We start from the raw sequence: 23,255 nt of genomic DNA on the forward strand, positions 1-23,255 counted from the left end.
GCCCCGCCAAGGAGACGCAATGAGCAAGAGACTTCCCGAACCCGACCTCGCCTACCTGCAGCGGGTGTTGCTGGAAATGCTCGCCATCCCCAGCCCCACCGGATTCACCGACACCATAGTGCGCTATGTTGCCGAGCGGCTGGACGAGATCGGCATCCCCTACGAACTGACCCGCCGCGGCACCATCCGCGCCACCGTCAAGGGCCGCCAGAACAGCCCGGACCGCGCGGTGTCCGCGCACCTGGACACCATTGGCGCCCTGGTCCGCGAGATCAAGGACAACGGCCGCCTGGCCCTGGCGCCGGTGGGCTGCTGGTCCAGCCGCTTCGCCGAAGGCAGCCGCGTCAGCCTGTTCTGCGAAAGCCGCGTGCTGCGCGGCAGCGTGCTGCCCCTGCTGGCCTCGGGACACGCCTTCAACACCCAGGTGGACAGCCTGCCGATCAGCTGGGATCACGTCGAACTTCGCCTGGACGCCTACAGCACCACCCGCGCCGACTGCGACAGCCTGGGCGTGGCCATAGGCGATTTCGTCGCCTTCGATCCGCTGCCGGAGTTCACCGAGAGCGGCCATATCAGTGCCCGCCACCTGGACGACAAGGCCGGCGTGGCGGCCCTGCTCACCGCCCTCAAGGGCATAGCCGAGGCGCGCCTGGTGCCGCCCATCGACTGCCACCCGCTGTTCACCATCACCGAGGAAATCGGCTCCGGCTCCGCCGCGGCGCTGCCCTGGGACGTCAGCGAGTTCGTCGGCATCGACATCGCCCCGGTCGCCTCCGGCCAGAACTCCAGCGAACATGCGGTAAGCGTGGCCCTGCAGGATTCCGGCGGTCCCTACGACTTCCACCTCTCGCGACACCTGCTGCGGCTGGGCGAGGAACACTCCATCCCGCTGCGCCGCGACCTGTTCTGCTACTACCACAGCGACGCCCAGTCGGCGGTCACCGCCGGACACGATATCCGCACCGCCCTGCTGGCCTTCGGCTGTGACGCCACCCACGGCTACGAGCGTACCCATATCGACAGCCTGGAAGCCCTCACCCGCCTGCTCGGCGCCTACCTGATGAGCCCGCCGGTATTCGCCACCGATGCGGTCACCAGCCAGCAATCCCTGGAGCCGTTCAGTCACCAGCTGGAACATGACGCACAGATGGAGAGCGAGACGCGGGTCCCGACGGTGGAAAGTCTTGTAGGAAAGGGCGAAGGCAACGCTTGATGGGCGCCGCACGGAAGGGCAAAGTGCCACGTAGGGACGCAATAACAACACCGGTGGTCGCCCATGCTTCGCCTTTCGGGCTGTGTGAAACCTGCAGCACTCGGTCTGGCCTTTCTCCTGTTCTGGCTCTGCAAGCCAGCCCTGGCGATGACAGCCGTGCCACTCGACCAGGACCAGCTCAGGCTCCCCCTCGGACCCTGGGTGCACTATCTGGAGGACCCTAGGGGCGAGCTGAGCCTGGAACAGGTGCGCAAGCTGCCCGACCCCGCCTTCCGACAGGTACAGGGTGAACAGGCAAACCTCGGCAAGAACCGCTCGGTCTGGTGGTTCAAGGTGGTCCTGGACAATCGCCGGCCTAAGGCCTTGAGCGGCTACCTCGAAACCAACTACCCGCTGCTGGACAACATCCGCCTCTACTACCTCACGCCCGATGGCCGGGTGCAGGCCCAGGAGTCCGGCGACCACTTCGCCTTCTCCCAGCGTCCGGTGCAAGTGCGCAACTTCTGGTTCCCCCTGGGTGTCGAGCCCGGCCAGAGCACGCTGATCCTCCGTGTAGAAAGTACCAGCACGCTCTTCGTGCCCCTGGTGTTCAGCACCTTCGTTGCCAGCGCCGCCGCCCAGGAGAACCTCATGGGGTTCAACGGGGCCTTCTATGGCGTGCTCTTCGCCATGTTCTTCTACAACCTGTTCCTCTACCTCTCGCTGCGCGAGCCGGCCTACCTCTGGTACCTGGCCTACAACCTCAACGTTGGCCTGCTCGCCGCCTGCTTCGACGGCATGCTGTTCAAGCTGCTGCCCGAGCACATGGTCCTGCAGTCGGTGGCCATCTACATCTTCATGTACCTGCACTGCCTGACCGCGCTGCAGTTCAGCCGCCACTTCCTCCAAACCAGCCTGCACTTCCCGCGCCTGGACCGGGTGCTGCGCGGACTGATGGTCGCCACCCTGGTAGGGCTCCTGTCCTTCCCGCTGATCGGCCTGCAGGCCTGGAACATCCTGGCCAGCCTGACGGTATCGGGCATCTCCGCCTTCCTCCTGCTTACCGGCGTCTACGTCTGGCGCAAGGGCCTGCGCTACGGCTCCTACTACACCCTGGCCTGGGGCGTGCTGCTGTTCGCCTTCATCCAGATCACCACCGGCTCCCTGGGCGTCGAAGTGCTGGGGCTGTTCGGCGCCACGGTAGTGAAGATCGGCGTCACCATCGAGCTGATCACCCTCTCCATCGGCCTCGCCGACCGCATCAACACGCTCAAGGAAGAAGGCTACCGCTCGCGCCAGGCGGCCGAGCGGGCGAACGTCGAAAGCCAGGCCAAGAGCCGCTTCCTGGCCACGATGAGCCACGAGATCCGCACCCCGCTCAACGGCGTGCTGGGCATGCTGCAACTGCTCAAGGAAACCCCGCTAGACCGCAGCCAGCGCTTCTATGTCGACACCATCTCGAGTTCCGGCACGGCACTGATGGCGGTGATCAACGACATTCTCGATTTCGCCCGCATCGAGTCCGGCAAGCTGGAGCTGGAACATATCGAGTTCGACCTGGAAGACCTGGTCTCGGAAACCCTCGGCCTCTTCACCGCCCAAGCCATGGACAAGCGCCTCGGCCTGCATCTCAGCCTGGATGCCGGAGTACCCCGGCGCGTCCTGGGCGACCCGACGCGCCTCAAGCAGGTGCTGATGAACCTGCTCGGCAACGCCCTCAAGTTCACCGCCGAAGGCCATGTCGCCCTCAACCTCTGCATACGCCTCGACGCCGCCGGCAAACCTCGCCTGGTGTTCAACGTCAGCGACAGCGGCATCGGCATCCGCGCCGAATCCCTGGCCCAGCTGTTCGACTCCTTCGCCCAGGGCGACTCCAGCACCACTCGCCGCTACGGCGGCAGCGGGCTCGGCCTGGCCATCAGCAAGGAACTGGTGGAAATGATGGCCGGCCGCATCGAGGTGCAGAGCACCCCCAGCCAAGGCACCCGCTTCAGCTTCGACATCCCCCTGCATTCGGGCGAGTTCAGCACCGACGACCTGACCCGGCTGCTCGACGGCCGCACCGCCCTGCTCGCCAGCCAGGACGCCCTCGGACTGGACGCCCTGAGCCGCCTGCTCGGCCGCTGGGGCATGCGCTGCGAACGCTGCCAGGACCCGGCCCGGTTGATCGACCAGTTGGAGGATTTCGCCGTACCGCCCTTGCTGGTGGTGCTGGCGCCCTGGCCCGGCGACGCGGAGCGCTGGCTGGAGACCCTGCGGCCTCACCTGGAGCACGGCCAGCGGGTGATGCTAATCTGCCCGCCGGAACACTGCCAGCACCTGCCGCCGGGTGCCGGCCTGCGCCTGCGCGCCCTGGCCCAGCCGCTGACCCTGGCGCACCTGCGCGAGACCCTGCAGGCGCTCTACCGCGAACGCCGCCTGGAAGAGCGTACGCAGATCCAGGAAGAGCGCCGCCGGGTCAGCGCCACGCCCTGCATCCTGGTCGCCGAGGACAATCCGGTGAACCAGATGGTGGTCCAGGGCTTCCTCAAGAAGCGCGGCTACCTGGTCCGCACTGTGGCCAACGGCGTCGCCGCAGTGGACGAGTACGAGCGCGACCCGGAAGGCATCCAGCTGATCCTGATGGACTGCGAGATGCCGGAGATGGACGGCTTCGAAGCCACCCGGCAGATCCGCCGGATCGAGCGCAACCGCAACTGGCCGGCGGTGCCCATAGTCGCCCTCACCGCCCACATCCTCGACGAGCACCGCCAAGCCGGGGCCGCCGCCGGCATGGACGACTTCCTCGGCAAGCCCCTGGACAGCGCACTGCTGTTCAGCACCCTGGAACGTTTCATCCTGCGCCAGAACGTGGATGGATGACGCCGCACCGCGGCGGGGTTAGCATTCCGCCGCCGCTGGAGACACCTGATGCTCATCCCCTTTGACCTGCTCGAAGCCGACACCCTGACCCGCCTGATCGAGGACTTCGTCACCCGCGAAGGCACCGACAATGGCGACGACACCCCACTGGAAACCCGCGTCGAACGCGTTCGCAATGCGCTGAAGAAGGGCGAGGCGGTGATCGTCTACGACCCGGACAGCGAGCAGTGCCAACTTATGCGCAAGCTCGACGTGCCCAGAGAATGGCTGGAGGAGTGAGCGTAGGAGCGAGCTTGCTCGCGAAACATCGCGCTCGGGCTGTTCGCGAGCAAGCTCGCTCCTACAAGGGCCGTCCGAGCGCGGTGGTTACTCGCGAAAGGCAGCGCAGCTGCCCCTGAAGACCCGAATGGCGAACCTGCGGTTCGCTCAGCAATTGAAATCGCCCCCACAGGAACCATGCCCTGGCCCGCCGCCTGGTGCTGAATGTTCAACGCGCCGCCGCCTGCGCCGGCTTGCCGAGGGAAACCCTGTGGGTCACCAGCGCCATCCGGGTGATTTCCACCTTCATCTTGTCCTTGCCCAGCAGGTAATCCACCAGCCGCTGCGAGAATGGCCAGTAGTTCAACTCGGCGGTCAGGGTGACGGGCCCCACGGCATCCGCCGGCACCTGGAAGGAGAACTCGCGGACGTCGTATCCCTTGGGCAGGATGCGGTTGTCCGAGAGGATCTGGGTGGCATTCCATACCGCGATATCCAGCTCCTGGCCGTCCTTGTCGCCCAGGTGGACCTTGAAATTGCGGGTATCAGGCTCGGTTGCGCCCTCCTTGACCGCCCCCAACCGATAGAACTCCCGGCCCGAGCCATCCACGGCATGGAAGTCGATCCAGACCTCGCGGCCCTCGGGGAAACCGGTGGGCAGCTTGTGCCCGGCGCCGACATTGGCGACCTTCACGCGGATCGATACTTCCTGGCCGGGTACCAGGACGTCGGCCATCGGCTCGAACTCGATCGTCGCCGCCCGGGCCAGGGATTCCCGCGCACGCTGGGCCGCCTCCTTCTGTCCCAGGTATTCCAGTACCGCCGCATTGGCGCCGGTGAACCAGTGGGAGGCCACATCGGCGCGCTCAGGCCCCATGACCGCCGCCTTGCCGGCGAATCCCGGCATGTGGCAGCTCTGGCAGGTCTCACCATTGAAACTGTATGGGCTCTCCAGCCACTCATCGTAGGTGCGCTCGACGGCCACGGTGCTGAACGGGTGGGTCACGTTGTGACAGGTGGCGCAGAAGTCCGAGCGAGTGTGCAGGCTTGAGTAGACGGTGTCGTGGTAGGGCGACACCGCGTCACGGCGCGGGCCGAACTTGGTCGGCTTGCCATTGGCCCGCGGGCTCAACACATAGGCGCCGTTGTCCAGGCCGGTTCGTGCGCTGATGTTGTGGCAGGTTTCGCAATCCACGCCGGGCATGGGGTTGTTCCGGGCGGTGAACTCCACCGACGCACGATTGACCGTGGAATTGATCTGCCCCGTGGTCAGGCCGATGGGCGTGTGGCAACCCGTACAGAAGTTGTCGACCTTGCCTTCGGTCGCCTCGCTTGCTTTGCGCAGCAGCGCCCGATAGATGGGCTCATCCCAGGATTGGGACATCATCGAGGTGCGCCACTGCTGGTAGATCTCCGTATGGCAGGCACCGCAGACCTGGGCATCGTCGAAATCCTTGGTACTCAACAGGACGTTGTTCGGCGTATTGGCCCGATGGGGGAAGAAGGGCAGCCCGTTCTTTTGCTCCATCAGCCGGGAGCGCGCCGGTTCCAGCCATTTGTCATTGATCTGGGGGGCTTCGGCGACCACCGATTGACTGACCAGCAGGATGACCAGGACGAAGCTGAACATCCTGAAGATCCCGGTGCCTGGATTCGCGGGGGTCGACGGATCAGATGACTTCCTTACCAAGCCGACCATGTCGTTCCCTCGCCGAAATCGAACAGCAGCAGGATGCAAGCACGAAGCAGCAGATTAACGGCAATATCCGCCACATTCGGCGCTTTACCCGAACTTGAGACTGTATCCCCCGCTCACGGGGTGTTAGTCAGTAGTAGAAGGGGGCCGTGCCATCGTCAAATTTCAGGCGAAGAATCAATCAACAGATTCAGGCTCTATATCCATTTGAATTTACTTGGTTTATTTGCAGAAGATGGAGAAGAGAAAAGGCGATGAAATGGCGATAATTCCGCACCAGCGACATCTCGGCCATATAAAGCGGCGGGAACAAAAAGGCCGCCATAACGGCGGCCAGACAAAGCACAGAGCACCAATAGACTCTGGAGTCAGAGTGTAGAAGCTTTGCTACGAATTGATGACAGAACTGCCATAAACCAGGTGCATTTCGTCGGTAATTTCGGCAATTTGCATGGCAACCGCTCTAACTCGCACATTCCGCTCCGGAATCGCTTTCCATTCGGTGCATCGCCCCACTCGCTGGCACCTCCCACCGCAGAAATTTCGTACAGCGCGGCAACCTTGAGTGCCTACAAACAGCCTCGCTAAAGTCCCTGCCGTCGCGGCACTGACCGCGACCGGGTGTCGCAACCCGGACCTCACGCAGGACATGGTATGCCCTGTGGCTTCTTTGCCCTCCATGGCAGGCCGTGCAGGGAAGGCTTCGGCCTTGCCGGGTTTTCCTCGCGTGACCGGTTTGCGACCCCTGCACGGCCCGCCACCCTACCGTCCCGGACGGCAGGCGGCGGCTCCTCTACCACGTGAGGAAGCAAGGATATGCACTCCCCATTCCGTTCCGGAAAACCCAGGGTCACGGTGGCGTCACTCCGCAGCGCGGAGGCCCGTCATGACTGAATTCAGGCCCGTCCCCGCGCCTTCCCAGCCTTACAACGACGTCCTGTTCATCAACGCGGGGGCGCCTTCGTCCCACCTGTTCGAAGCCGCCAGCCAGCGCATGGCCGCCCTCGGCGACCTGCTGCAGATGCTGGAGAATGGCACCCGCTTCACCTTCATGCCCCAGGAGACCGCCCGCCTGGCCTCGGCGCTCGGACTACTGCTTGCCGATGCCCGTGCACTGCACGAGGCGGCCTTCCAGCGTACCCAGGAGGAAGAGCGCCAGAAGCCGAAGGAGGTGAAGCCATGAATCCGAAGTCGGGCTCCGCCACCGGGGAGGCCAGCCGCGCACCACCGACCGCCCGTCAGGTCGCCCGTCTTCAGTAAAGCGTCGCTCTGACCGCACGGCGCCTGGCCCGAACCATTGCACCTGGGGTCCAGCCTAATCCTCAGGACCTAACCAGGGATCTGCCGCCATGATCAGACAGCGGCGCCAGCCTGCATCCCGCATCCCCCCGCCAGCACTCAGCTTCGGCATCGAGCAGGAGTTCTTCATCGCCGATCTGCGCAGCCGCAACATCGTTCGCCGACGCCCACGGCGCTTCTTCCAGGCCTGCCAGCAAGCCTTTGGCGAGCAGATCACCACCGAGCTGCTGCAGAGCCAGGTGGAACTGGTCACCCCGATATTCGACAACCTCGCCAGCGCCCGCGACTGCCTGCTGGAAACCCGCGCCAGCCTGGGCGCCATAGCCGAGGACTTCGGCCTCGGCATACTCGCCAGCGGCACCCACCCCCTGGCGCTCTGGCGCGAACAGGAAGCCACCCGTGAACCGCACTACGAGCAGTTGTTCGGTAACTTCCAGATAGTCGCCCAGCGTAACCTGCTCTGCGGCCTGCACATCCATGTCGGCGTGCCGGACGGCGTGGACCGCATCAGGGTCATGAACCGGGTAATGCCCTGGCTCCCGCTGCTATTGGCTCTCAGCAGTTCCTCCCCCTTCTGGGAGCGCAAGCGCACCGGCCTGATGAGCTACCGCCAGGCGGCCTACGACGAGTGGCCCCGAACCGGCATCCCGGACCATTTCAGTAGCGAGCGAGCCTATCGCCGCTATGTCGAACTGCTGGTGCACACGGGCTCAGTGACCAGCGACAGCGATATCTGGTGGGCCATCCGCCCCTCGGTGCGCTTTCCCACCCTGGAGCTGCGCATCACGGACGCCTGCCCGGTAGTGGAGGACGTCCTCTGCATCGCCGCCCTGTTCCGCGCCATGGTCCACCAGGCCGTCACCTCCACCTCCGGCATCGATCGTCACAACGAGATGACCCGGCTGGTGATCGACGAGAACCGCTGGCGGGCCAAGCGCTTCGGCACCGAGGCCACCTTTCTCGACCCGGACAGCAGGCGCAATGTCGCCATCGCCCAATGGCTGGAGATGGCCGGAGCCCGCTTCGGCGAGGCCCTCGATGCCTACGACGACGGCGCGGCCATGGCGCGGGCCCGCAGCATCCTCGACCAGGGCAACAGCGCAGCCCTGCAGCTGCGCCGCTACAACGCCGCACGGCGGATCGGACTGGCGCGCCGGCAAGCGCTGGTATTGGTAGTGGACGAGCTGATGGAGGTCTCGCGCCGCGGCGGTTACGCCTAGAGCCAGTACTCCCAGAAGCGCCCGATCTTTTCGCTGGCGCGGGCGCGGACGGGACGCTCCCGCCACCGCTCCAGGGTGATCTCCTCCGAGTTCTTCAGGTCCTCGAAGAAGGCGTTGCGCATTCGCGCGCCAAAGTCGGTGCCGAGCACCACCACATTGACCTCCTGGTTATGCAGAAAACTGCGCCAGTCGAGGTTGGTCGAGCCCACGGTGGACCAGACGCCATCTATCACGCCCGCCTTCACATGGAGCAACGCGTCACGGCGCTCGTAGAGCCTGATCCCGGCCTCCAGCATTTCGCGGTAGTAGGCCCGCCCGGCGTGGAACACCAGCCAGGAGTCGGTGCTGCTGGGAATCACCAGGCGCACGTCGACTCCGCGAACCACGGCATCCTTGAGGGCGTCCAGCAGCTGCGGGTCGGGCACGAAGTAGGCGCTGGTCAGCCAGATTTCGCTCTGGGCGCTGTGCAGCGCGGAGATCAGGGTGGCGTATATCTGGCTGTAAGGTTCCTCCGGCGAACTGCCGATGGCGCGCACCACGTCGTTACCCTTGCGTTCCAGCGGCGGGAAGTAGTGCCGCGCGACCAAGATCCCGCCCTTCTGCCTGTCCCAGGTGCTGATGAATAGCTTCTGCAGTTCGGCCACCACTGGTCCCTCGATGCGCAGGTCAGTGTCGCGCCAGGGCAGCTCGTCGCTCGGCGGTTCCTGAGCTCCCGAGCCCAACGAGCCTCCGGAGTAGACCCCGCTGATGTTCACCCCACCGAGGATGGCGATGCGGCCGTCGACTATCAGCAGCTTGCGGTGGTCGCGCTGGTTGACGTCCCAGCCGGCCTTGGCGGTCATGGGGTTTACCGGGTTGAACTCCACCAGTTTGATCCCCGACTCGCGCAGCCGGGCGAAGAACGCCTTCGGCGTTCTCAGGGTGCCAACGCCGTCGTAGATCAGGTTGACCTGCACGCCGCTGCGCTGCTTGGCGATCAACGCATCGGCGAAGCGCTGCCCAACTTCGTCGGCTTCGAGAATGTAGGTCTCCATGTTGATGTGGTCGCGCGCGGCATCTATGGCCTCGAACATCGCGTCATAGGTCTGCGGGCCATCCTGCAGCAGATCGACCTTGTTGCCGGCCGTGAGCGGGCTGCCGACCAGGGACTCTTCGATCGCCAGGTGCAGGTCGAAGATATTGGTTTCCATGCCAGAAGCCCTGAGCCGGTCGAGGATGGCCTTGCTGCGCTCCTTCGACAGCGGGCCGTGGGTGCCTTCCACCTGCACCGGGGTGGTCGGCGAGTGGACCATGTCGGGGTTGATATGGGGCAGTGACGTACAGGCCAGGAGGAGCGATGCATAGAGCGCCACCAGGACACGCGCCACGGTCCCTGATGACGGCAGGTTCATCCAGCATCCTCCAATGGAGGGAGGGTCGATGCCCGGAAAGTCCCTCAGCAGCCTTGAAGGCTGCCTTTCGGGTTGCCATGTCTGATTCGACAGTGTGCCGGCGGGAAAGGTTGAGGGAATTTTCCGGGCAGGGAAGCCTGGGCCCGCCCCTTTCTCAGGACGGAGAGAAGCGCGGCCCCAGCAGGATGACAGTGGCGCCCAGCACGCAGAGGGCGGCCCCCAGCCAGTCGCTGGCCAGGGGCCGGGTACGCTCCACCAGGCCGAGCCAGAGCAGCGAGGCGACTATGTAGATACCGCCGTAGGCCGCATAGGCGCGGCCGGCGTAGGCAGCCTCCACGCGGGTCAACAGCAGGGCGAAGAGGGTCAGGCTGAGCAGCCCGGGAGCGATCCACCAGGCGCTCTTGCCCATCCGCAGCCAGAGCCAGAAGGCGTAACAGCCGGCGATTTCGAAGAGCGCGGCAAGGAAGAACCAGAGGTAGTTGAGCATGGGGTAGTTTGCCCTTGGATACCGGGTGGGCTGGGGTTCCCGCCCCCGGCCCCTCTCCCAGGGGAGAGGGGAGATAAGCGGCCCTTCGCCCGCATTTAGAACGTGGCTAGCCGTGCACGCCGCCTTCGCGTTCCCAGGCGCAGCGAACCCGCAGGTTGTCTTCCTGGGGGCTGTGCAGGCCCTGTTCGCTTTCCCAGCGGAAGGTATGGATGCCGTTGAGCTCGGTCTCCAGGTGGACCACGGCGCTGCTCCAGTAGAGTTGCCTGAGCAGGGCCTCGAACGCCTTGACCCAGAGACTCCACTCGTACTCCACGGCCGGGTAGCTGGCGCCGAAGTGGATCACCTGGGTACGGAACAGGCCCTCGCCGGGCTGCTCGCAACAGGAAAACATCTCGCGACCGAGGAAGGGCCAGGCCTCACCGCTGGGCAGGCTGTCCAGCACGCGGCGGTTGGCATCGCGGCGCAGGCGATGTTCCTGATCGTCGAGCGACGGCCAGTCGCGGATGCAGCCATAGACGATGGATTCGGACTCCACGCGGGCACTCCAGTAAAACAGTGGCAGCCTTCTAACACAGGACTGCCACGGGAGAAAGGAAATGCGTCGAAGTCCTCAGCGGCGGCCACGGCCCAGCAGCCAAGCCAGCAGGGACATGACCAGCGCCAGGCCACTGATGACCATGAAGGGCGCCTGGTAGCTGCCCGCCAGGTCGCGGCCGAGGCCGGCAAGGATCGGCGCGAGGCTGGCCAGGCCGTAACCGGCGAACAGCATCATGGCGGTCCAGCGGCTCACCGCCAGTGGGGTATGCACCTCATACAGCGGCAGCACCATAGACAGGGCGAAGGAGCCGCTCAATCCCAGCCCCAGCAAGGCGGCCCAGACCTCCGGCAGCAGGGTCGGCTGGAAGCAGATCATCCCCAGGCAGACTGAGCTGATGAGGCCGCAGACCAGCAGCAGCTGGTAACGGTTATCGAAGCGCTGCGCCAGCCAGGGCAGCACGAACGCGCTGGGCAGGCCCACCAGCATGAACAGGCTGAACAGGCTGTTGCTGCGCAGCAGACTGAGACCGGCCTCGTGGTAACGGGCCACCAGCCAGGTGGTGAGGGCGTAGAAGAGACCGGCCTGCAGGGCGAAGAAGGCAGTGATCAGCCAGGCCCGCGGTTCGCCCCAGGGCACGCCGCCCTGCGCCGCTTCGCCGGCGGACTCGGCGCGGTTGGGCAGGCGCAACCAGAGGAACACGGCGAGCAACGCGGGAATGGTCCAGAACGCCAGGCCGAAGTGCCACTGGTCCCCCAGCAGGCGGGTCACGGGAATCGTCAGCACGGCCCCAGCCGCGCCGCCTATGGTCATGCTCAGGGAGTACCAGGCGACCACCCGGCCCACCTGATCATGGAAATGGCGCTTGATGAAGCCGGAAAGCAGCGGCCCGGCCACCGCTATGCCGGCGCCCATGGCCACCGCGCTGCCGATCAGCACGGCGCTGGCGTGGCTGGCCAGGCGCGCCAACAGGGCCACGCCGATCAGCACCAGGCAGGCGGTGATCACCCGCTCCAGGCCGAAGCGCACAGCCAGGCACGGCGCCAAGGGTGCCAGCAGGCCCATGCAGAGCACCGGCAAGGCGGTGGTGAGGCTGATCAGGCTGCGGCTGAGGGAGAGTTCGGAGGCGATGCGCTCGATCAGCGGCGCGAGGGAAGTGATGCCGGGCCGCAGGTTGATGGCGGCAAGCACCAGCGCCAGCATCAGCAGCGCACGGGAAAGGGGTTTCACTGTGGGTCCATCCGGGTTGGCGATCAGGCCGGGGGAGAAACCCTACTCCCCCGGTCCACCGCCGGGCAACCCCGGAGGACGCGGAAGCTGACCGATCGGACAGTGGCGATCAGGCGTGGCTGCGGTTCTTGGCACGCATCCTGGCCGACATGCTGGCCATCTCGTCGTAGAGCGCGTCCGGGTTCTTCTGCTTCAGCGCCCAGGCCATCCGGCCCTGCTCGTGGGGGAGGATCATGAAGGTGCCGGCGGCCACTTCCTGGAAGATGTACTCGGCGATGTCGGTCGCGCTGATGGGCGAGCTTTCCAGCAGTTTGCCCACCTGCTGCTTCATGGCCGGGGTCGGGCCGCGGAAGGAGTCCAGCAGGTTGGTCTGGAAAAAGGACGGGCAGACCACGTGAACGCCCACGCCCTCCTCCTTCAGCTCGATCAGCAGGCTTTCGGACAGGGCCACCACGCCGGCCTTGGCCACGTTGTAGTTGCTCATGGCCGGGCCCTGCATCAGTGCCGCCATGGAGGCGACGTTGACGATCCTGCCCTTGCTCCGCTGCAGCAGCGGCAGGAAGGCCTTGCAGCCCTTGACCACGCCCATCAGGTTGATCGCGATCTGCCAGTCCCAGTCTTCCAGCGACAGCTCCTCGAAGAAACCACCCGAGGCGACGCCGGCGTTGTTGACGATGATGTCGATGCCGCCCAGCTTCTCTTCGCAGGCCTGGGCCAGCGCGGTGAGCTGGCTGTAGTCGCGGACGTCGCAGCGTTGGGTGAAACCGTCGCCGCCGGCCTCGCGGACCAGCCTGAGGGTTTCCGCCAGGCCCGGCTCGTTGACGTCGGACAGGGCCAGCCTCCAGCCTTCGCGCGCCCAGCGCAGGGCGATTTCGCGGCCGAGACCGGAACCGGCGCCGGTAATCATGATTCGGTTCTGCATGGTGAGGTGCCTTTCTGCTGTGTGCGGTAGATGAGCCGCAGTGTAGCGAAGGCCATAGTGGCTCAACCCTTGAATCACGGCGCTGAATGATGGGGGTGAAACACCGCTAGCGGCGCCGCAGCAGGCGGTTCAGCAGCAACCCATAGGGCACCAGGTTGAGCAGCAGCACCAGGGTCCCGAGCCAGAGCTGGATCCCCGGCGTGAGGCCCGCCGGATAGATCAGCGGCACCAGGTAATGCTCGATGAAGCCGCCACTGTAGCCCTGCTCCCCCGCCGCCAGGCGCAGACGGTTCTCCAGGGGGGTGAGGGGGCAGATGAGGTGGAGGAATTCCGCCGTGGCGCCCCAGACCACCGCCGGCAGATGCAGCAGGGCCAGACGTGGCCACTGCAGCACCAGCAGGCCACCCACGACCACGAAGAGGATGAAGGCCAGGTGCAGGAGCAGCACGGCATCTGCGGCGATTCTGTAGGTCATGCTGCGGCGTCCATACAGTCTTTTTCCTTGAACCAACGGAAATAGCGATCAGTCGGTTACTACAGGCACAGTCAATTTGCCATCAGTCCATAAAGGCTGTGCCCTGGTGTTCCGACCTACCGAGGAGTCACCGCCTATGATCACCATTCTGCTGCTCATCATCCTGATCCTGCTGCTGATCGGCGGTCTGCCGGTCTTCCCGCATTCGCGCAACTGGGGCTACGGTCCTTCGAGCATGGTCGGGGTCCTTCTGGTCATAGTGGTGGTCCTCCTGTTGTTCGGCATGATCTAGCCACGCAATCCCGTAGGTTGGTGCTGAGCCTGCGAAGCCCAACGTTCCCCCGCACCGAGCCTTGATCGCTGGGCTTCGCGGAGCTCTGCCCAACATACGCCCCCTCCGAAAAGAAAAGGGCAGCCCGAAGGCTGCCCCAAGTCATGCAAGTGGAAGGGTCGGATCAGTGGGCCACGGCACCGCTGGCGCCCAGGCCGGTCTGCGAACGGACGAACTGCGGGTAGAAGCGTGCGCGTTCCTCGTCCGCTGCGGTCGACTTGTCGGTGATGGAGAAGAACCAGATACCGACGAAGGCAACCAGGATCGAGAAGAGCGCCGGGTACTCGTAGGGGTAGATGGCGCTTTCGTGGCCGAGGATCTGCACCCAGATGGTCGGGCCGAGGATCATCAGGCCCACCGCGGTGACCAAGCCCATCCAGCCGCCGATCATCGCGCCGCGGGTGGTCAGCTTTTTCCAGTACATGGAGAGGATCAGTACCGGGAAGTTGCAGCTGGCGGCGATGGAGAAGGCCAGGCCGACCATGAAGGCGATGTTCTGCTTCTCGAAGAGGATGCCGAGGCCGATGGCGACGACGCCCAGGATCACGGTGGTGATCTTCGATACGCGCAGTTCGTCCTTCTCGCTCGCCTTGCCCTTCTTGACCACGGAAGCGTAGAGGTCGTGGGACACGGCAGAGGCACCGGCCAGGGTCAGGCCGGCAACCACCGCGAGGATGGTGGCGAAGGCCACGGCCGAAATGAAGCCGAGGAACAGGCTGCCGCCCACGGCATTGGCCAGGTGCACCGCCGCCATGTTGTTGCCGCCCAGCAGCGCGCCGGCGGCGTCCTTGAAGGCCGGATTTGTGCTGACCAGCAGGATCGCGCCGAAGCCGATGATGAAGGTCAGGATGTAGAAGTAACCGATGAAGCCAGTGGCGTAGAACACCGACTTGCGGGCTTCCTTGGCGTCGCTGACGGTGAAGAAGCGCATCAGGATATGCGGCAGGCCAGCGGTACCGAACATCAGGGCCAGGCCGAGGGAAATGGCGGAAATCGGGTCTTTCACCAGGCCGCCGGGGCTCATGATGGCCTCGCCTTTCGGGTGGACCTTGATGGCTTCGCTGAACAGGGTGGCGAAGTCGAAGTTGACGTGCTTGAGCACCATCAGCGCCATGAAGGAAGCACCGGAGAGCAGCAGCACAGCCTTGATGATCTGTACCCAGGTGGTGGCCAGCATGCCGCCGAAGAGCACGTAGAGCACCATCAGGATGCCCACCAGCACCACGGCGATGTGGTAGTTGAGGCCGAACAGCAACTCGATCAGCTTGCCGGCGCCGACCATTTGCGCGATCAGGTAGAAGGCCACCACCACCAGCGAGCCGCTGGCGGACAGGGTACGGATTTCCTTCTGCTTGAGGCGGTAGGAGGCGACGTCGGCGAAGGTGTACTTGCCGAGGTTGCGCAGGCGTTCAGCGATCAGGAAGAGGATCACCGGCCAGCCCACCAGGAAGCCGATGGAGTAGATCAGGCCATCGTAGCCAGAGGTGAACACCAGCGCGGAAATACCCAGGAAGGACGCCGCGGACATGTAGTCGCCGGCGATCGCCAGACCGTTCTGGAAACCGGTGATGCTGCCGCCCGCGGTGTAGAAGTCGGCGGCCGACTTGCTGCGCTTGGACGCCCAGTAGGTGATGTAGAGGGTGGCGCCGACAAAGGCGACGAACATGACGATGGCCGAGGTGTTCAGCGGCTGGCGCTGGACATCACCCTCGATGGCACCGGCAGCCCAGAGTGCGGGGGCCACGGCCATCAGGCCGAGCACGGCAAGGATGCGCGCGATCATTACTGGACCTCCTTGAGGATTTCGTGGTTCAGGCGGTCGAACTCGCCGTTGGCGCGGCGAACGTAGATGCCTGTCAGCACGAAGGCCGAAAGGATCAGGCCAACACCGATCGGGATACCCCAGGTGATGGGAGACTCAGGGTTGATGCGGGCGCCGAGCACTTGCGGCTCGAAAGCGATCAGGAGAATGAAGGCCAGATAGAGGCCGAGCATGATGGCAGAGAGTATCCAGGCGAAGCGTTCGCGTTTGGATACCAGTTCCTGAAAGCGCGGATTCTCCTGAATCCGCTTGTAGGTGCTGTCGTTCATTGTTGTTGTCCTCCACAGCGCGGGTTGCTGGTGAAGCCAACAATAGAACGGTCGTACAAGCACAACAGACGACCTTAGTCGTAGCTTGGGACCATTCTCGACCAAGGTCGTACCCATTCGATACAGCGAAACTATCAACTCCATGTTCGATGAGCATTTCCATGTATCGAGGCCAAGTCATAGCCTGTGCACATCCAATAATCATTCTCATTATCGAGGTGCACCATGCTCAAGACCGTGACCTTCACCCTCATGCACTTCTGCATCGCCTTCGCCGTGGCCTACGCCCTGACCGGCAGCGTGGCGGTCGGCGGCCTGGTGGCGGCGGTCGAGCCGCTGTGCAACTCGGTCGGTTTCTACTTCCACGAGAAGATCTGGAAACGCTTTGAAAAGGGCGATGAGCCGCGCCAGGAAATCCCCCGGCATGCCTGGCTGCATCATCACGCCTGATGCGGTCCCAGGCCGGAAATCCGCTGTGCGGATTTTCCTGCCTGGGCCGTAGGAGCGAAGGGCGCGAATCCGCTAAGATGCGCGGCTTTGCCCCCAACGCAAGCACCCTTAGACATGAGTCAGAACGCCCGTTTCCCTGCACTCCCCTATCTGTTCTCCAGCCTGATCGCCCTGCTGGCCCTGGCGGGCCTCTGGTATGGCCTGGGCAAGCCGGTGATCCTGCCGGACGCCGCCACCCCCAGCCACAAGCTGCAGTGCGCGTCCTACAGCCCCTTCGACAAGGACCAGTCGCCCTTCGACCAGCCCTTCGTGCTGCGCCCCGAGCGCATGGACGCGGACCTGGCCCTGCTGGCGACCCGGTTCCACTGCGTGCGCACCTATTCCATGGTCGGCCTGGAAGCCATCCCGGAACTGGCGCGCAAGCACGGCCTCAAGCTGATGCTAGGCGCCTGGGTGAACAGCAACCCGGTGGACACTGCCAAGGAAATCGATGCCCTGATCAAGGCCGCCAATGCCAACCCGGACGTGGTGCAGTCGGTGATAGTCGGTAACGAGACCCTGCTGCGCAAGGAAGTCACGGGCGCCCAGTTGGCCAAGCTGATCGAGCAGGTCAAGGCCCAGGTACAACAGCCGGTGACCTATGCGGATGTCTGGGAATTCTGGCTGCAGCACCCGGAAGTGGCGCCGGCAGTGGACTTCCTGACCATCCACCTGCTGCCTTACTGGGAGGACGATCCAGCCGGCATCGACCAGGCCCTGCGCCATGTCGGCGAAATCCGCCAGGTGTTCGGCAATCGCTTCGCGCCCAAGGACATCTTCATCGGCGAGACCGGCTGGCCCAGCGAAGGCCGCCAGCGTGAGACCGCGGTGCCGAGCCGGGTCAACGAGGCCAGGTTCATCCGCGGCTTCGTCGCCATGGCCGAGGAGAACGGCTGGGGCTACAACCTGATCGAAGCCTTCGACCAGCCCTGGAAGCGTGAGAGCGAAGGCGCCGTTGGCGGCTATTGGGGCCTGTTCGACGCTGACCGCCAGGAGAAGGGCGTACTGGCCGGCCCGGTGACCAATCTGCCCAATTGGCCCATGTGGCTGGGCGTTTCCGGGCTGATCTTCTTCGCCACCCTGATGCTGGCCGGCCGTCCGTCCTCCACCCGCGCCGCCCTGCTGCTACCGCTGCTGGCCGCGGTCGGCGCCGCCTGCATCGGTCTCTGGGGCGAACTGGCGCGGGTCACCAGCCGCTTCGTCGGCGAATGGCTCTGGGCAGCCTTCCTGGTCGGTCTCAACCTGATAGTACTGGCCCACGGTGCACTGGCCCTGTCCGCTCGCGGCGGCTTGCGCAGCCGCCTGTTCGACAGGCTGGAAAGCCGTGGTGGCTGGTGGCTGGCAGCCTCCGGCTTCGCTGGCGCGGTGCTGATGCTGGCCCTGGTATTCGACGCCCGCTACCGCAGCTTCCCCAGCGCCGCTCTGCTGCTGCCGGCACTGATCTACCTGTGCCGCCCCGTGGCCGCTCCGCGCCGCGAGATCGCGCTGATGGCGGTACTCATCGGCGCGGGTATCGCCCCGCAGCTCTACGAAGAAACCCTGGGCAACGTCCAGGCCATCGGCTGGGCCGCGGTGAGCGCCTTGCTGCTGGCGGCGCTGTGGCGCAGCCTGCGGGTCAGGAATTGAGGACTGACGATCGGGTGGATCGCACCTGGCTCACCGCTGGACTTGTAGGTGCGAGCACCACGCGCGGCGACAAACGCCACAAACGAAAAAGGACGCTCAAAGCGTCCTTTTTTCATCCGCCCGAAAGTCTTCAGGCATTCACCGCCAAGGTTTCCGGTCGCGACCGGCGTACCAGGCGCAGGCCGGCGATGACGCAGGCGAACACGGCGAGGCTGGCGGTGTAGAGCACCAGGGCCGGCAAGGCGAACAGCAGCGCCAGCAAGGCCAGGCTCCAGCCGATGCGGCCGGGCACGAAAAAGCCGACAAGGGCGGCGCCCAGGCCGATCCAGGCGATGAGACGGAAATGGATCAGCAGGCCGAGGCCAGCGCGCGCCTGGCACTCCCAGCGTTGCGCCTCCTCGACGCAGAGGCCGACCCACTGGCCATCCTCCATCAGGGCGAAACGGACCCCGTAGCTGGCCGCCAGCCAGAGCGGCAGCAAGATCAGCAGCAGGATGAGGGACGAACGGCCGGACATGGTTCTCTCCAAAAGTGGAAGTGGCGCCAAGGATAATCCCCCGACCGCCTTATGCAAGGGCCTTGCGTCCATCCGGCCAGCATTGGACTGATGTACGGGCCGCACTTAGGGGACTTGCAGTTGTCATAGGCTCGGTATTCACTCATGACGTTCTCTTATAAGGAACGTAGCCCCCGTGCCTGACTCGGCATAGCGGGGGAGTGGATGGAGCCCGCCGCATCGGCCAGGCCTCCGCAGAAACTGAACAGGGACCCTTCCTATGCTTCGCCATCGCCTCGCCGCCCTGCTGGGTAGCCTGATCCTCTGCGCCCAGGCCCAGGCCGCAGACCTGGATGCGGAGAGCTACGGCTTTCCGATTGCCAACCCCTTCGAGGCGACCATCGCCACCACGCCGCCCGACCTGCGCAGCAAGGTGCCGGCGGACGAGGATATCGACCAGTCCGACTACGACCTCAAGCTGCGCCCGGAACGGGAAAACGACCTGCCGGACAACTTCTGGTCGGTGAAGAAGCTGCGCTACCGCCTGGCCAGGCAGGACCAGCCTGCCCCGCTGGTCTTCGTGATCGCCGGCACCGGCGGTCATTACGCCAGCACACACGCCGAGAGCCTCAAGCGACTCTTCTATGGCGCCGGCTATCACGTGGTGCAACTGTCCTCGCCGACCAGCTACGACTTCATGGCCGCCGCTTCGCGCCACGCAACACCTGGCCTTTCCGCCGAGGACGCGGATGACCTCTACCGCGTCATGCAGGCAGTGCGCGCGCAGCACCCCGGCCTGCCGATTACCGATTTCTACCTCACCGGCTACAGCCTCGGCGCCCTGGACGCGGCTTTCGTCAGCCACCTCGACGAGACCCGCCGCAGCTTCAACTTCAAGCGCGTGCTACTGCTCAACCCGCCGGTGAACCTCTACACCTCGGTGACCAACCTCGACCGCCTGGTGCAGACCCGGGTAAGGGGCGTGGACGACACCACGACCTTCTACCAGGTGGTGCTCGGCAAGCTCACCCGCTACTTCCAGCAGAAGGGCTACATCGACCTGAACGACGCACTGCTGTTCGACTTCCAGCAGTCCAAACAGCGGCTGTCCAACGAGCAGATGGCGATGCTGATCGGCACCGCCTTCCGCTTCTCCTCCTCGGATATCGCCTTCACCTCGGACCTGATCAACCGCCGCGGCCTGATCACCCCGGTGACGTACCCCATTAGAGAAGGCACCAGCCTGACGCCCTTCTACAAGCGTGCCCTGCAGTGCGATTTCGAGTGCTACATCACCGAGCAACTGATCCCCTATTGGCGTGCCCGCTTCGACGGCGGCAGCATTACCCAGCTGATCAACCAGGTCAGCCTCTACGCCCTGGAGGACTACCTGAAAAACACCAGCAAGATCGCCGTCATGCACAACGCCGACGACCTCATCCTCGGCCCCGGAGACCTCGGTTTCCTGCGCCGCGCCCTGGGCGAGCGGCTCATCGTTTATCCCCATGGCGGTCACTGCGGCAACCTCAACTACCGCGTCAACGGCGACGCCATGCTGGAGTTCTTCCGTGGCTAAGAAAGCACTCTTCCTCGCGCTGCTAGTGACCAGCGGCCTGGTCCAGGCCCAGGAACCCGACCAGGACGGTTTCACCCAACCGCTGAAGGACCTGAAGTACAACCCGGGCCTGGACCAGCGCGAATTCGAACGCTCGACCCTGGACGCACTGAACGTCTACGACCCCTACGAATCCTGGAACCGGCGGGTCTACCACTTCAACTACCGCTTCGACGAGTGGGTGTTCCTGCCGGTGGTGCGCGGCTATCGGTACGTCACGCCGCGCTTTCTGCGCAGTGGGGTGAGCAACTTCTTCAGCAACCTGGGCGATGTGCCCAACCTGCTCAACAGCCTGCTGCAGCTCAAGGGCCAGCGTTCCGTGGAGATCTCCGGGCGCCTGCTGCTCAACACCACCATTGGCGTGGCCGGCCTCTGGGACCCGGCCAGCCGCATGGGCCTGCCCAAGCAGAGCGAGGACTTTGGCCAGACCCTGGGCTACTACGGCGTCGGCAACGGCCCCTACCTGATGCTGCCGATCCTCGGCCCCTCCAACGTGCGGGATACCGGCGGCCTGGTGGTGGATTACGTGGCGGACTACCAGGTCAACTTCCTCAACGTTCCGGAAGTTAGCAGCAATCACCCGGAGATCACCGTCCTGCGCATGGTGGACAAGCGCCATACCACCGGTTTCCGCTACGGCCAGCTCAACACCCCCTTCGAGTACGAGAAGCTGCGCTACGTCTATACCCAGTCGCGCAAGTTGCAGATCGCCGAGTAGCCCTGCCCTCATCAGCATGTAGGGGCGAATTCATTCGCCAAGCAGGCCGAAGGGCTGCCCGGGAAGAGACAGGGGCAGCTGCGCTGCCCTTGGCGAATGAATTCACCCCTACAATTCAGCGCCAGCACAAACAATCCAATCAATCGATATAAATCACATAAAAACACGCACCATTGATTCAATTACCAGGCGTAGCATCGCGCTCATCCCAACTCCTGTGGAGGTCCCGATGAGCCATCGCCAGATTCTCGAACAACGCCCCGGCCAGCCCGCGTCCGACGGAGCCGGAGTCAACCTGACCCGTGTCTTCGCCGAGCAGGGCGTGCCGCGCTTCGACCCCTTCCTGATGCTCGACGAGTTCGGCTCGGCCAATCCGGACGATTATGTCGCGGGCTTCCCGGCGCACCCCCACCGCGGCTTCGAGACCATCACTTACATGATCGAAGGGCGCATGCGCCATGAGGATCACCTCGGCAACAGCGGCCTGCTGCAGAACGGCGGCGTGCAGTGGATGACCGCCGCGCGCGGCATAGTCCACAGCGAGATGCCGGAACAGGAGGAAGGCGTGATGCGCGGCTTCCAGATCTGGCTCAACCTGCCGGCCAAGGACAAGATGGGCGACCCCGGCTACCGCGACTTCGACCCGGCGGAGATTCCCCGCGCGGTCACCGCCCGGGGCGTGGAAGCGCTGGTGATCGCCGGCCGCTTCGACGACGGCCAGTTGGCCCGCGACGGCGCCGTGCAGCGCCCGCATACCGAGCCGCATATCTTCGACCTGCAGCTGCCCGCCGGCAGCCAGGTGGCGCCGCGCCTGGCCGATGGCCTGCGGGCGATGCTCTACGTCTACGAAGGCGAGCTGCAGGTGAATGGCAGCGCCATCGGCAAGGGCCGGCTGGTACGGCTGTCCGAGCAGGGCGCGCTGGAGCTGGCCAGCGCGGGTGGCGCCAAGGTCCTGCTGCTGGCCGGACGCCCGCTGGGCGAGCCGATAGTCCAGTACGGCCCCTTCGTGATGAACAGCCGCGAGGAAATCGAGCAGGCGCTGCGGGACTACCGCGACGGCCGCTTCGGCGTCTAGTCGCTCGCTAGAGGGCAGGAATGGTCTGGGGATGCACGGGCGCCGTCTCCAGGCCGAGGAAGGCCTGCAGCTCGCCGCGCTTGGCCATGGCGTCCTGGTAGCCCAGCTCGATCAGCTCGCTGCAATAGCCCGGTTCGAACAACAGGTAGCTGAGCACCCCCGCCCCGCTCGCCCGGGTCGCGCCCGGTCCGCGCAGGAAGGTGCGGATGGCGCGGGGCATCTCGCGTCTATGGCGCGCCGCGATCTCATCCAGGGGCCGGCTCGGCGAAATCACCAGCACCTCCACCTGTTCCGAACTGAGGTTGTGCGGCCGTGACTCGGGCGGGATGCCCCGGCTCATACGGTTGATCCGCTCCAGCAACTCGATATCGCTTTCCAGGTTGTCGATGAAGGTGCTGTTCAGCAGGTGTCCGCCGATCTGCGCCAAGGTCGGCGGCCGACCGGCATGGGGCCTGGCCTCCTCCGGATTCGGATTCATGCCGAGCGGGTTGCCGCTCACCCCCACCACCAGCACCCGGCTGGCTCCCAGGTGCAGCGCCGGGCTGATGGGCGCCGTCTGGCGCACCGCACCGTCACCGAAGTATTCACGCCCCAGGCGTACCGCCGGGAACAGCAGGGGAATCGCCGCGCTGGCCATCAGGTGCTCTACGCCCAGGCGGGTCGGCACGCCGACACGGCGGTGGCGATACCAGGGGTCGATGGCGGCGCGCCCCTGGTAGAAGGTCACCGCCTGGCCGGAGTCGTAACCAAAGGCGGTCACCGCCACGGCGCGGAGCTGGCGAGTACGCACGGCCGCGGAGATACCGGAGAAATCCAGCTCACGCTTCAGCAGCTCGCGCAGGGGCGAATTGTCCAGCAGCGCCGCCGGGATATCTCGGCCGAGACCCAGCAGGCTGTGGCCGAAGAAACGCGAACTCTGGTGCAACACACCGGACCAGTCGCTGCGGTAGATCTGCCCGCAGTGGAAGCCCTGCCACACGCTGTTCAGGCGGCGGATGGCCTGGCTGAAGTGCAATGCGCCGCAGGCCAGGCCGACGGCGTTGACCGCACCGGCGGACGTGCCCACGATCACCGGAAAAGGGTTGCAGGCGGCGTCCGGCAGCAGGTCGGCGATGGCGCCCAGCACGCCTACCTGGTAGGCCGCCCGCGAACCACCACCGGAGAGGATCAGCCCGGTCACGGGCTTCTTGGCGGTGTCGCTTGCATCCATGGACTGCTCTCCGGGCGATCTATTCCGAGTATAGGGT

Annotated in this window: 22 protein-coding genes; 11 read left to right on the forward strand and 11 right to left on the reverse strand. The window is 65.0% G+C overall.

The genetic code is table 11. The features are described from left to right. Window positions 1-19 precede the first annotated feature (19 nt). The 3 genes from E8F12_RS15775 to E8F12_RS15785 all read left to right on the forward strand — a co-directional run bounded on the left by E8F12_RS15775 (window position 20) and on the right by E8F12_RS15785 (window position 4,333). The gene (locus E8F12_RS15775) at window positions 20-1,213 is read left to right on the forward strand and encodes an osmoprotectant NAGGN system M42 family peptidase (RefSeq protein WP_280326186.1); all 1,194 of its coding nucleotides are present in this window, start codon (window positions 20-22) and stop codon (window positions 1,211-1,213) included. 147 nt (window positions 1,214-1,360) lie between these two features. After that, the gene (locus E8F12_RS15780) at window positions 1,361-4,054 is read left to right on the forward strand and encodes a hybrid sensor histidine kinase/response regulator (protein ID WP_280326214.1); all 2,694 of its coding nucleotides are present in this window, start codon (window positions 1,361-1,363) and stop codon (window positions 4,052-4,054) included. 48 nt (window positions 4,055-4,102) lie between these two features. Next, on the forward strand, window positions 4,103-4,333 hold the full coding sequence (locus E8F12_RS15785) for a YheU family protein (RefSeq protein WP_280326187.1): 231 nt from the start codon (window positions 4,103-4,105) through the stop codon (window positions 4,331-4,333). Between the two features lie 208 nt (window positions 4,334-4,541). Here the strand turns inward: E8F12_RS15785 and E8F12_RS15790 are convergent, their stop codons facing one another. Next, a complete protein-coding gene (locus tag E8F12_RS15790; protein ID WP_280326188.1) occupies window positions 4,542-5,942 on the reverse strand; it encodes a multiheme c-type cytochrome in 1,401 nt (466 codons plus the stop codon). Window positions 5,943-6,894: 952 nt separating this feature from the next. Between E8F12_RS15790 and E8F12_RS15795 the strand changes: the two genes are divergently transcribed. Together E8F12_RS15795 and E8F12_RS15800 are read left to right on the forward strand one after the other, a co-directional pair. Next, a complete protein-coding gene (locus E8F12_RS15795; protein WP_280326189.1) occupies window positions 6,895-7,191 on the forward strand; it encodes a hypothetical protein in 297 nt (98 codons plus the stop codon). Window positions 7,192-7,357: 166 nt separating this feature from the next. Continuing rightward, a complete protein-coding gene (locus E8F12_RS15800) occupies window positions 7,358-8,527 on the forward strand; it encodes a carboxylate-amine ligase (RefSeq protein WP_280326190.1) in 1,170 nt (389 codons plus the stop codon). On the opposite strand, the gene cls is transcribed toward E8F12_RS15800, so the two are convergent. The 6 genes from cls to E8F12_RS15830 all read right to left on the reverse strand — a co-directional run bounded on the left by cls (window position 8,524) and on the right by E8F12_RS15830 (window position 13,567). Next, window positions 8,524-9,918, reverse strand: a complete 1,395-nt coding sequence (gene cls, locus E8F12_RS15805; RefSeq protein ID WP_280326191.1) for a cardiolipin synthase — start codon at window positions 9,916-9,918, stop codon at window positions 8,524-8,526. The genes E8F12_RS15800 and cls overlap by 4 nt on opposite strands. 154 nt (window positions 9,919-10,072) lie before the next feature. Then, window positions 10,073-10,405, reverse strand: coding sequence for a YnfA family protein (locus E8F12_RS15810; RefSeq protein WP_280292423.1), 333 nt, complete (start codon window positions 10,403-10,405; stop codon window positions 10,073-10,075). A gap of 106 nt (window positions 10,406-10,511) precedes the next feature. Continuing rightward, window positions 10,512-10,940 carry a hypothetical protein gene (locus tag E8F12_RS15815; protein ID WP_280292424.1) on the reverse strand — a complete coding sequence of 143 codons (429 nt, stop codon included), beginning with the start codon at window positions 10,938-10,940 and terminating at the stop codon, window positions 10,512-10,514. Between the two features lie 75 nt (window positions 10,941-11,015). After that, window positions 11,016-12,170, reverse strand: coding sequence for an MFS transporter (locus E8F12_RS15820; protein ID WP_280326192.1), 1,155 nt, complete (start codon window positions 12,168-12,170; stop codon window positions 11,016-11,018). A 109-nt stretch (window positions 12,171-12,279) separates the two neighbouring features. Continuing rightward, window positions 12,280-13,092 (reverse strand): SDR family oxidoreductase, encoded by an 813-nt coding sequence (locus E8F12_RS15825; RefSeq protein WP_280326193.1) that lies wholly within the window; start codon window positions 13,090-13,092, stop codon window positions 12,280-12,282. A gap of 106 nt (window positions 13,093-13,198) precedes the next feature. After that, window positions 13,199-13,567, reverse strand: coding sequence for a DUF2784 domain-containing protein (locus E8F12_RS15830; RefSeq protein WP_280292427.1), 369 nt, complete (start codon window positions 13,565-13,567; stop codon window positions 13,199-13,201). A 136-nt stretch (window positions 13,568-13,703) separates the two neighbouring features. Between E8F12_RS15830 and E8F12_RS15835 the strand changes: the two genes are divergently transcribed. Continuing rightward, a complete protein-coding gene (locus tag E8F12_RS15835) occupies window positions 13,704-13,859 on the forward strand; it encodes a DUF3309 family protein (protein WP_280292428.1) in 156 nt (51 codons plus the stop codon). Between the two features lie 163 nt (window positions 13,860-14,022). On the opposite strand, the gene E8F12_RS15840 is transcribed toward E8F12_RS15835, so the two are convergent. Both E8F12_RS15840 and E8F12_RS15845 read right to left on the reverse strand, forming a co-directional pair. After that, window positions 14,023-15,681 (reverse strand): cation acetate symporter, encoded by a 1,659-nt coding sequence (locus E8F12_RS15840; RefSeq protein WP_280326194.1) that lies wholly within the window; start codon window positions 15,679-15,681, stop codon window positions 14,023-14,025. Further along, the gene (locus tag E8F12_RS15845) at window positions 15,681-15,989 is read right to left on the reverse strand and encodes a DUF485 domain-containing protein (RefSeq protein ID WP_280326195.1); all 309 of its coding nucleotides are present in this window, start codon (window positions 15,987-15,989) and stop codon (window positions 15,681-15,683) included. Before E8F12_RS15845 ends, E8F12_RS15840 begins: the two co-directional genes overlap by 1 nt. Before the next feature lie 225 nt (window positions 15,990-16,214). Between E8F12_RS15845 and E8F12_RS15850 the strand changes: the two genes are divergently transcribed. Further along, window positions 16,215-16,439, forward strand: a complete 225-nt coding sequence (locus E8F12_RS15850; protein ID WP_280292433.1) for a DUF2061 domain-containing protein — start codon at window positions 16,215-16,217, stop codon at window positions 16,437-16,439. A 114-nt stretch (window positions 16,440-16,553) separates the two neighbouring features. After that, window positions 16,554-18,104: a glycosyl hydrolase family 17 protein gene (locus tag E8F12_RS15855; protein ID WP_280326196.1), complete on the forward strand. Its 1,551-nt coding sequence runs from the start codon at window positions 16,554-16,556 to the stop codon at window positions 18,102-18,104. A 130-nt stretch (window positions 18,105-18,234) separates the two neighbouring features. Here E8F12_RS15855 and E8F12_RS15860 read toward each other — a convergent pair whose 3' ends face one another. Next, window positions 18,235-18,621 carry a hypothetical protein gene (locus tag E8F12_RS15860; RefSeq protein ID WP_280326197.1) on the reverse strand — a complete coding sequence of 129 codons (387 nt, stop codon included), beginning with the start codon at window positions 18,619-18,621 and terminating at the stop codon, window positions 18,235-18,237. A gap of 259 nt (window positions 18,622-18,880) precedes the next feature. Here E8F12_RS15860 and E8F12_RS15865 point away from each other — a divergent pair, with 259 nt between their 5' ends. The 3 genes from E8F12_RS15865 (at window position 18,881) to E8F12_RS15875 (ending at window position 22,008) form a co-directional block, all read left to right on the forward strand. After that, window positions 18,881-20,176: an alpha/beta fold hydrolase gene (locus E8F12_RS15865; RefSeq protein WP_280326198.1), complete on the forward strand. Its 1,296-nt coding sequence runs from the start codon at window positions 18,881-18,883 to the stop codon at window positions 20,174-20,176. A 19-nt stretch (window positions 20,177-20,195) separates the two neighbouring features. Continuing rightward, entirely contained in the window at window positions 20,196-20,933 is a 738-nt protein-coding gene (locus E8F12_RS15870; RefSeq protein ID WP_280326215.1) for a VacJ family lipoprotein, read from the forward strand. A 229-nt stretch (window positions 20,934-21,162) separates the two neighbouring features. Then, window positions 21,163-22,008, forward strand: coding sequence for a pirin family protein (locus E8F12_RS15875; RefSeq protein ID WP_280326199.1), 846 nt, complete (start codon window positions 21,163-21,165; stop codon window positions 22,006-22,008). A gap of 7 nt (window positions 22,009-22,015) precedes the next feature. Here the strand turns inward: E8F12_RS15875 and E8F12_RS15880 are convergent, their stop codons facing one another. Next, on the reverse strand, window positions 22,016-23,218 hold the full coding sequence (locus E8F12_RS15880) for a patatin-like phospholipase family protein (protein WP_280326200.1): 1,203 nt from the start codon (window positions 23,216-23,218) through the stop codon (window positions 22,016-22,018). Window positions 23,219-23,255: the final 37 nt, after the last annotated feature.

It is taken from the genome of Pseudomonas sp. BN102 (assembly GCF_029871245.1).
Lineage (GTDB): Bacteria > Pseudomonadota > Gammaproteobacteria > Pseudomonadales > Pseudomonadaceae > Metapseudomonas.

Excerpts from the sequence above, each read along its gene's own strand:
- E8F12_RS15775 (WP_280326186.1), top strand. The coding sequence starts at position 20 with ATGAGCAAGAGACTTCCCGAACCCGACCTCGCCTACCTGCAGCGGGTG.
- E8F12_RS15780 (WP_280326214.1), top strand. The coding sequence starts at position 1,361 with ATGACAGCCGTGCCACTCGACCAGGACCAGCTCAGGCTCCCCCTCGGA.
- E8F12_RS15785 (WP_280326187.1), top strand. The coding sequence starts at position 4,103 with ATGCTCATCCCCTTTGACCTGCTCGAAGCCGACACCCTGACCCGCCTG.
- E8F12_RS15790 (WP_280326188.1), bottom strand. The coding sequence starts at position 5,942 with ATGTTCAGCTTCGTCCTGGTCATCCTGCTGGTCAGTCAATCGGTGGTC.
- E8F12_RS15795 (WP_280326189.1), top strand. The coding sequence starts at position 6,895 with ATGACTGAATTCAGGCCCGTCCCCGCGCCTTCCCAGCCTTACAACGAC.
- E8F12_RS15800 (WP_280326190.1), top strand. The coding sequence starts at position 7,358 with ATGATCAGACAGCGGCGCCAGCCTGCATCCCGCATCCCCCCGCCAGCA.
- cls (WP_280326191.1), bottom strand. The coding sequence starts at position 9,918 with ATGAACCTGCCGTCATCAGGGACCGTGGCGCGTGTCCTGGTGGCGCTC.
- E8F12_RS15810 (WP_280292423.1), bottom strand. The coding sequence starts at position 10,405 with ATGCTCAACTACCTCTGGTTCTTCCTTGCCGCGCTCTTCGAAATCGCC.
- E8F12_RS15825 (WP_280326193.1), bottom strand. The coding sequence starts at position 13,092 with ATGCAGAACCGAATCATGATTACCGGCGCCGGTTCCGGTCTCGGCCGC.
- E8F12_RS15830 (WP_280292427.1), bottom strand. The coding sequence starts at position 13,567 with ATGACCTACAGAATCGCCGCAGATGCCGTGCTGCTCCTGCACCTGGCC.
- E8F12_RS15835 (WP_280292428.1), top strand. The coding sequence starts at position 13,704 with ATGATCACCATTCTGCTGCTCATCATCCTGATCCTGCTGCTGATCGGC.
- E8F12_RS15840 (WP_280326194.1), bottom strand. The coding sequence starts at position 15,681 with ATGATCGCGCGCATCCTTGCCGTGCTCGGCCTGATGGCCGTGGCCCCC.
- E8F12_RS15845 (WP_280326195.1), bottom strand. The coding sequence starts at position 15,989 with ATGAACGACAGCACCTACAAGCGGATTCAGGAGAATCCGCGCTTTCAG.
- E8F12_RS15850 (WP_280292433.1), top strand. The coding sequence starts at position 16,215 with ATGCTCAAGACCGTGACCTTCACCCTCATGCACTTCTGCATCGCCTTC.
- E8F12_RS15855 (WP_280326196.1), top strand. The coding sequence starts at position 16,554 with ATGAGTCAGAACGCCCGTTTCCCTGCACTCCCCTATCTGTTCTCCAGC.
- E8F12_RS15860 (WP_280326197.1), bottom strand. The coding sequence starts at position 18,621 with ATGTCCGGCCGTTCGTCCCTCATCCTGCTGCTGATCTTGCTGCCGCTC.
- E8F12_RS15865 (WP_280326198.1), top strand. The coding sequence starts at position 18,881 with ATGCTTCGCCATCGCCTCGCCGCCCTGCTGGGTAGCCTGATCCTCTGC.
- E8F12_RS15875 (WP_280326199.1), top strand. The coding sequence starts at position 21,163 with ATGAGCCATCGCCAGATTCTCGAACAACGCCCCGGCCAGCCCGCGTCC.
- E8F12_RS15880 (WP_280326200.1), bottom strand. The coding sequence starts at position 23,218 with ATGGATGCAAGCGACACCGCCAAGAAGCCCGTGACCGGGCTGATCCTC.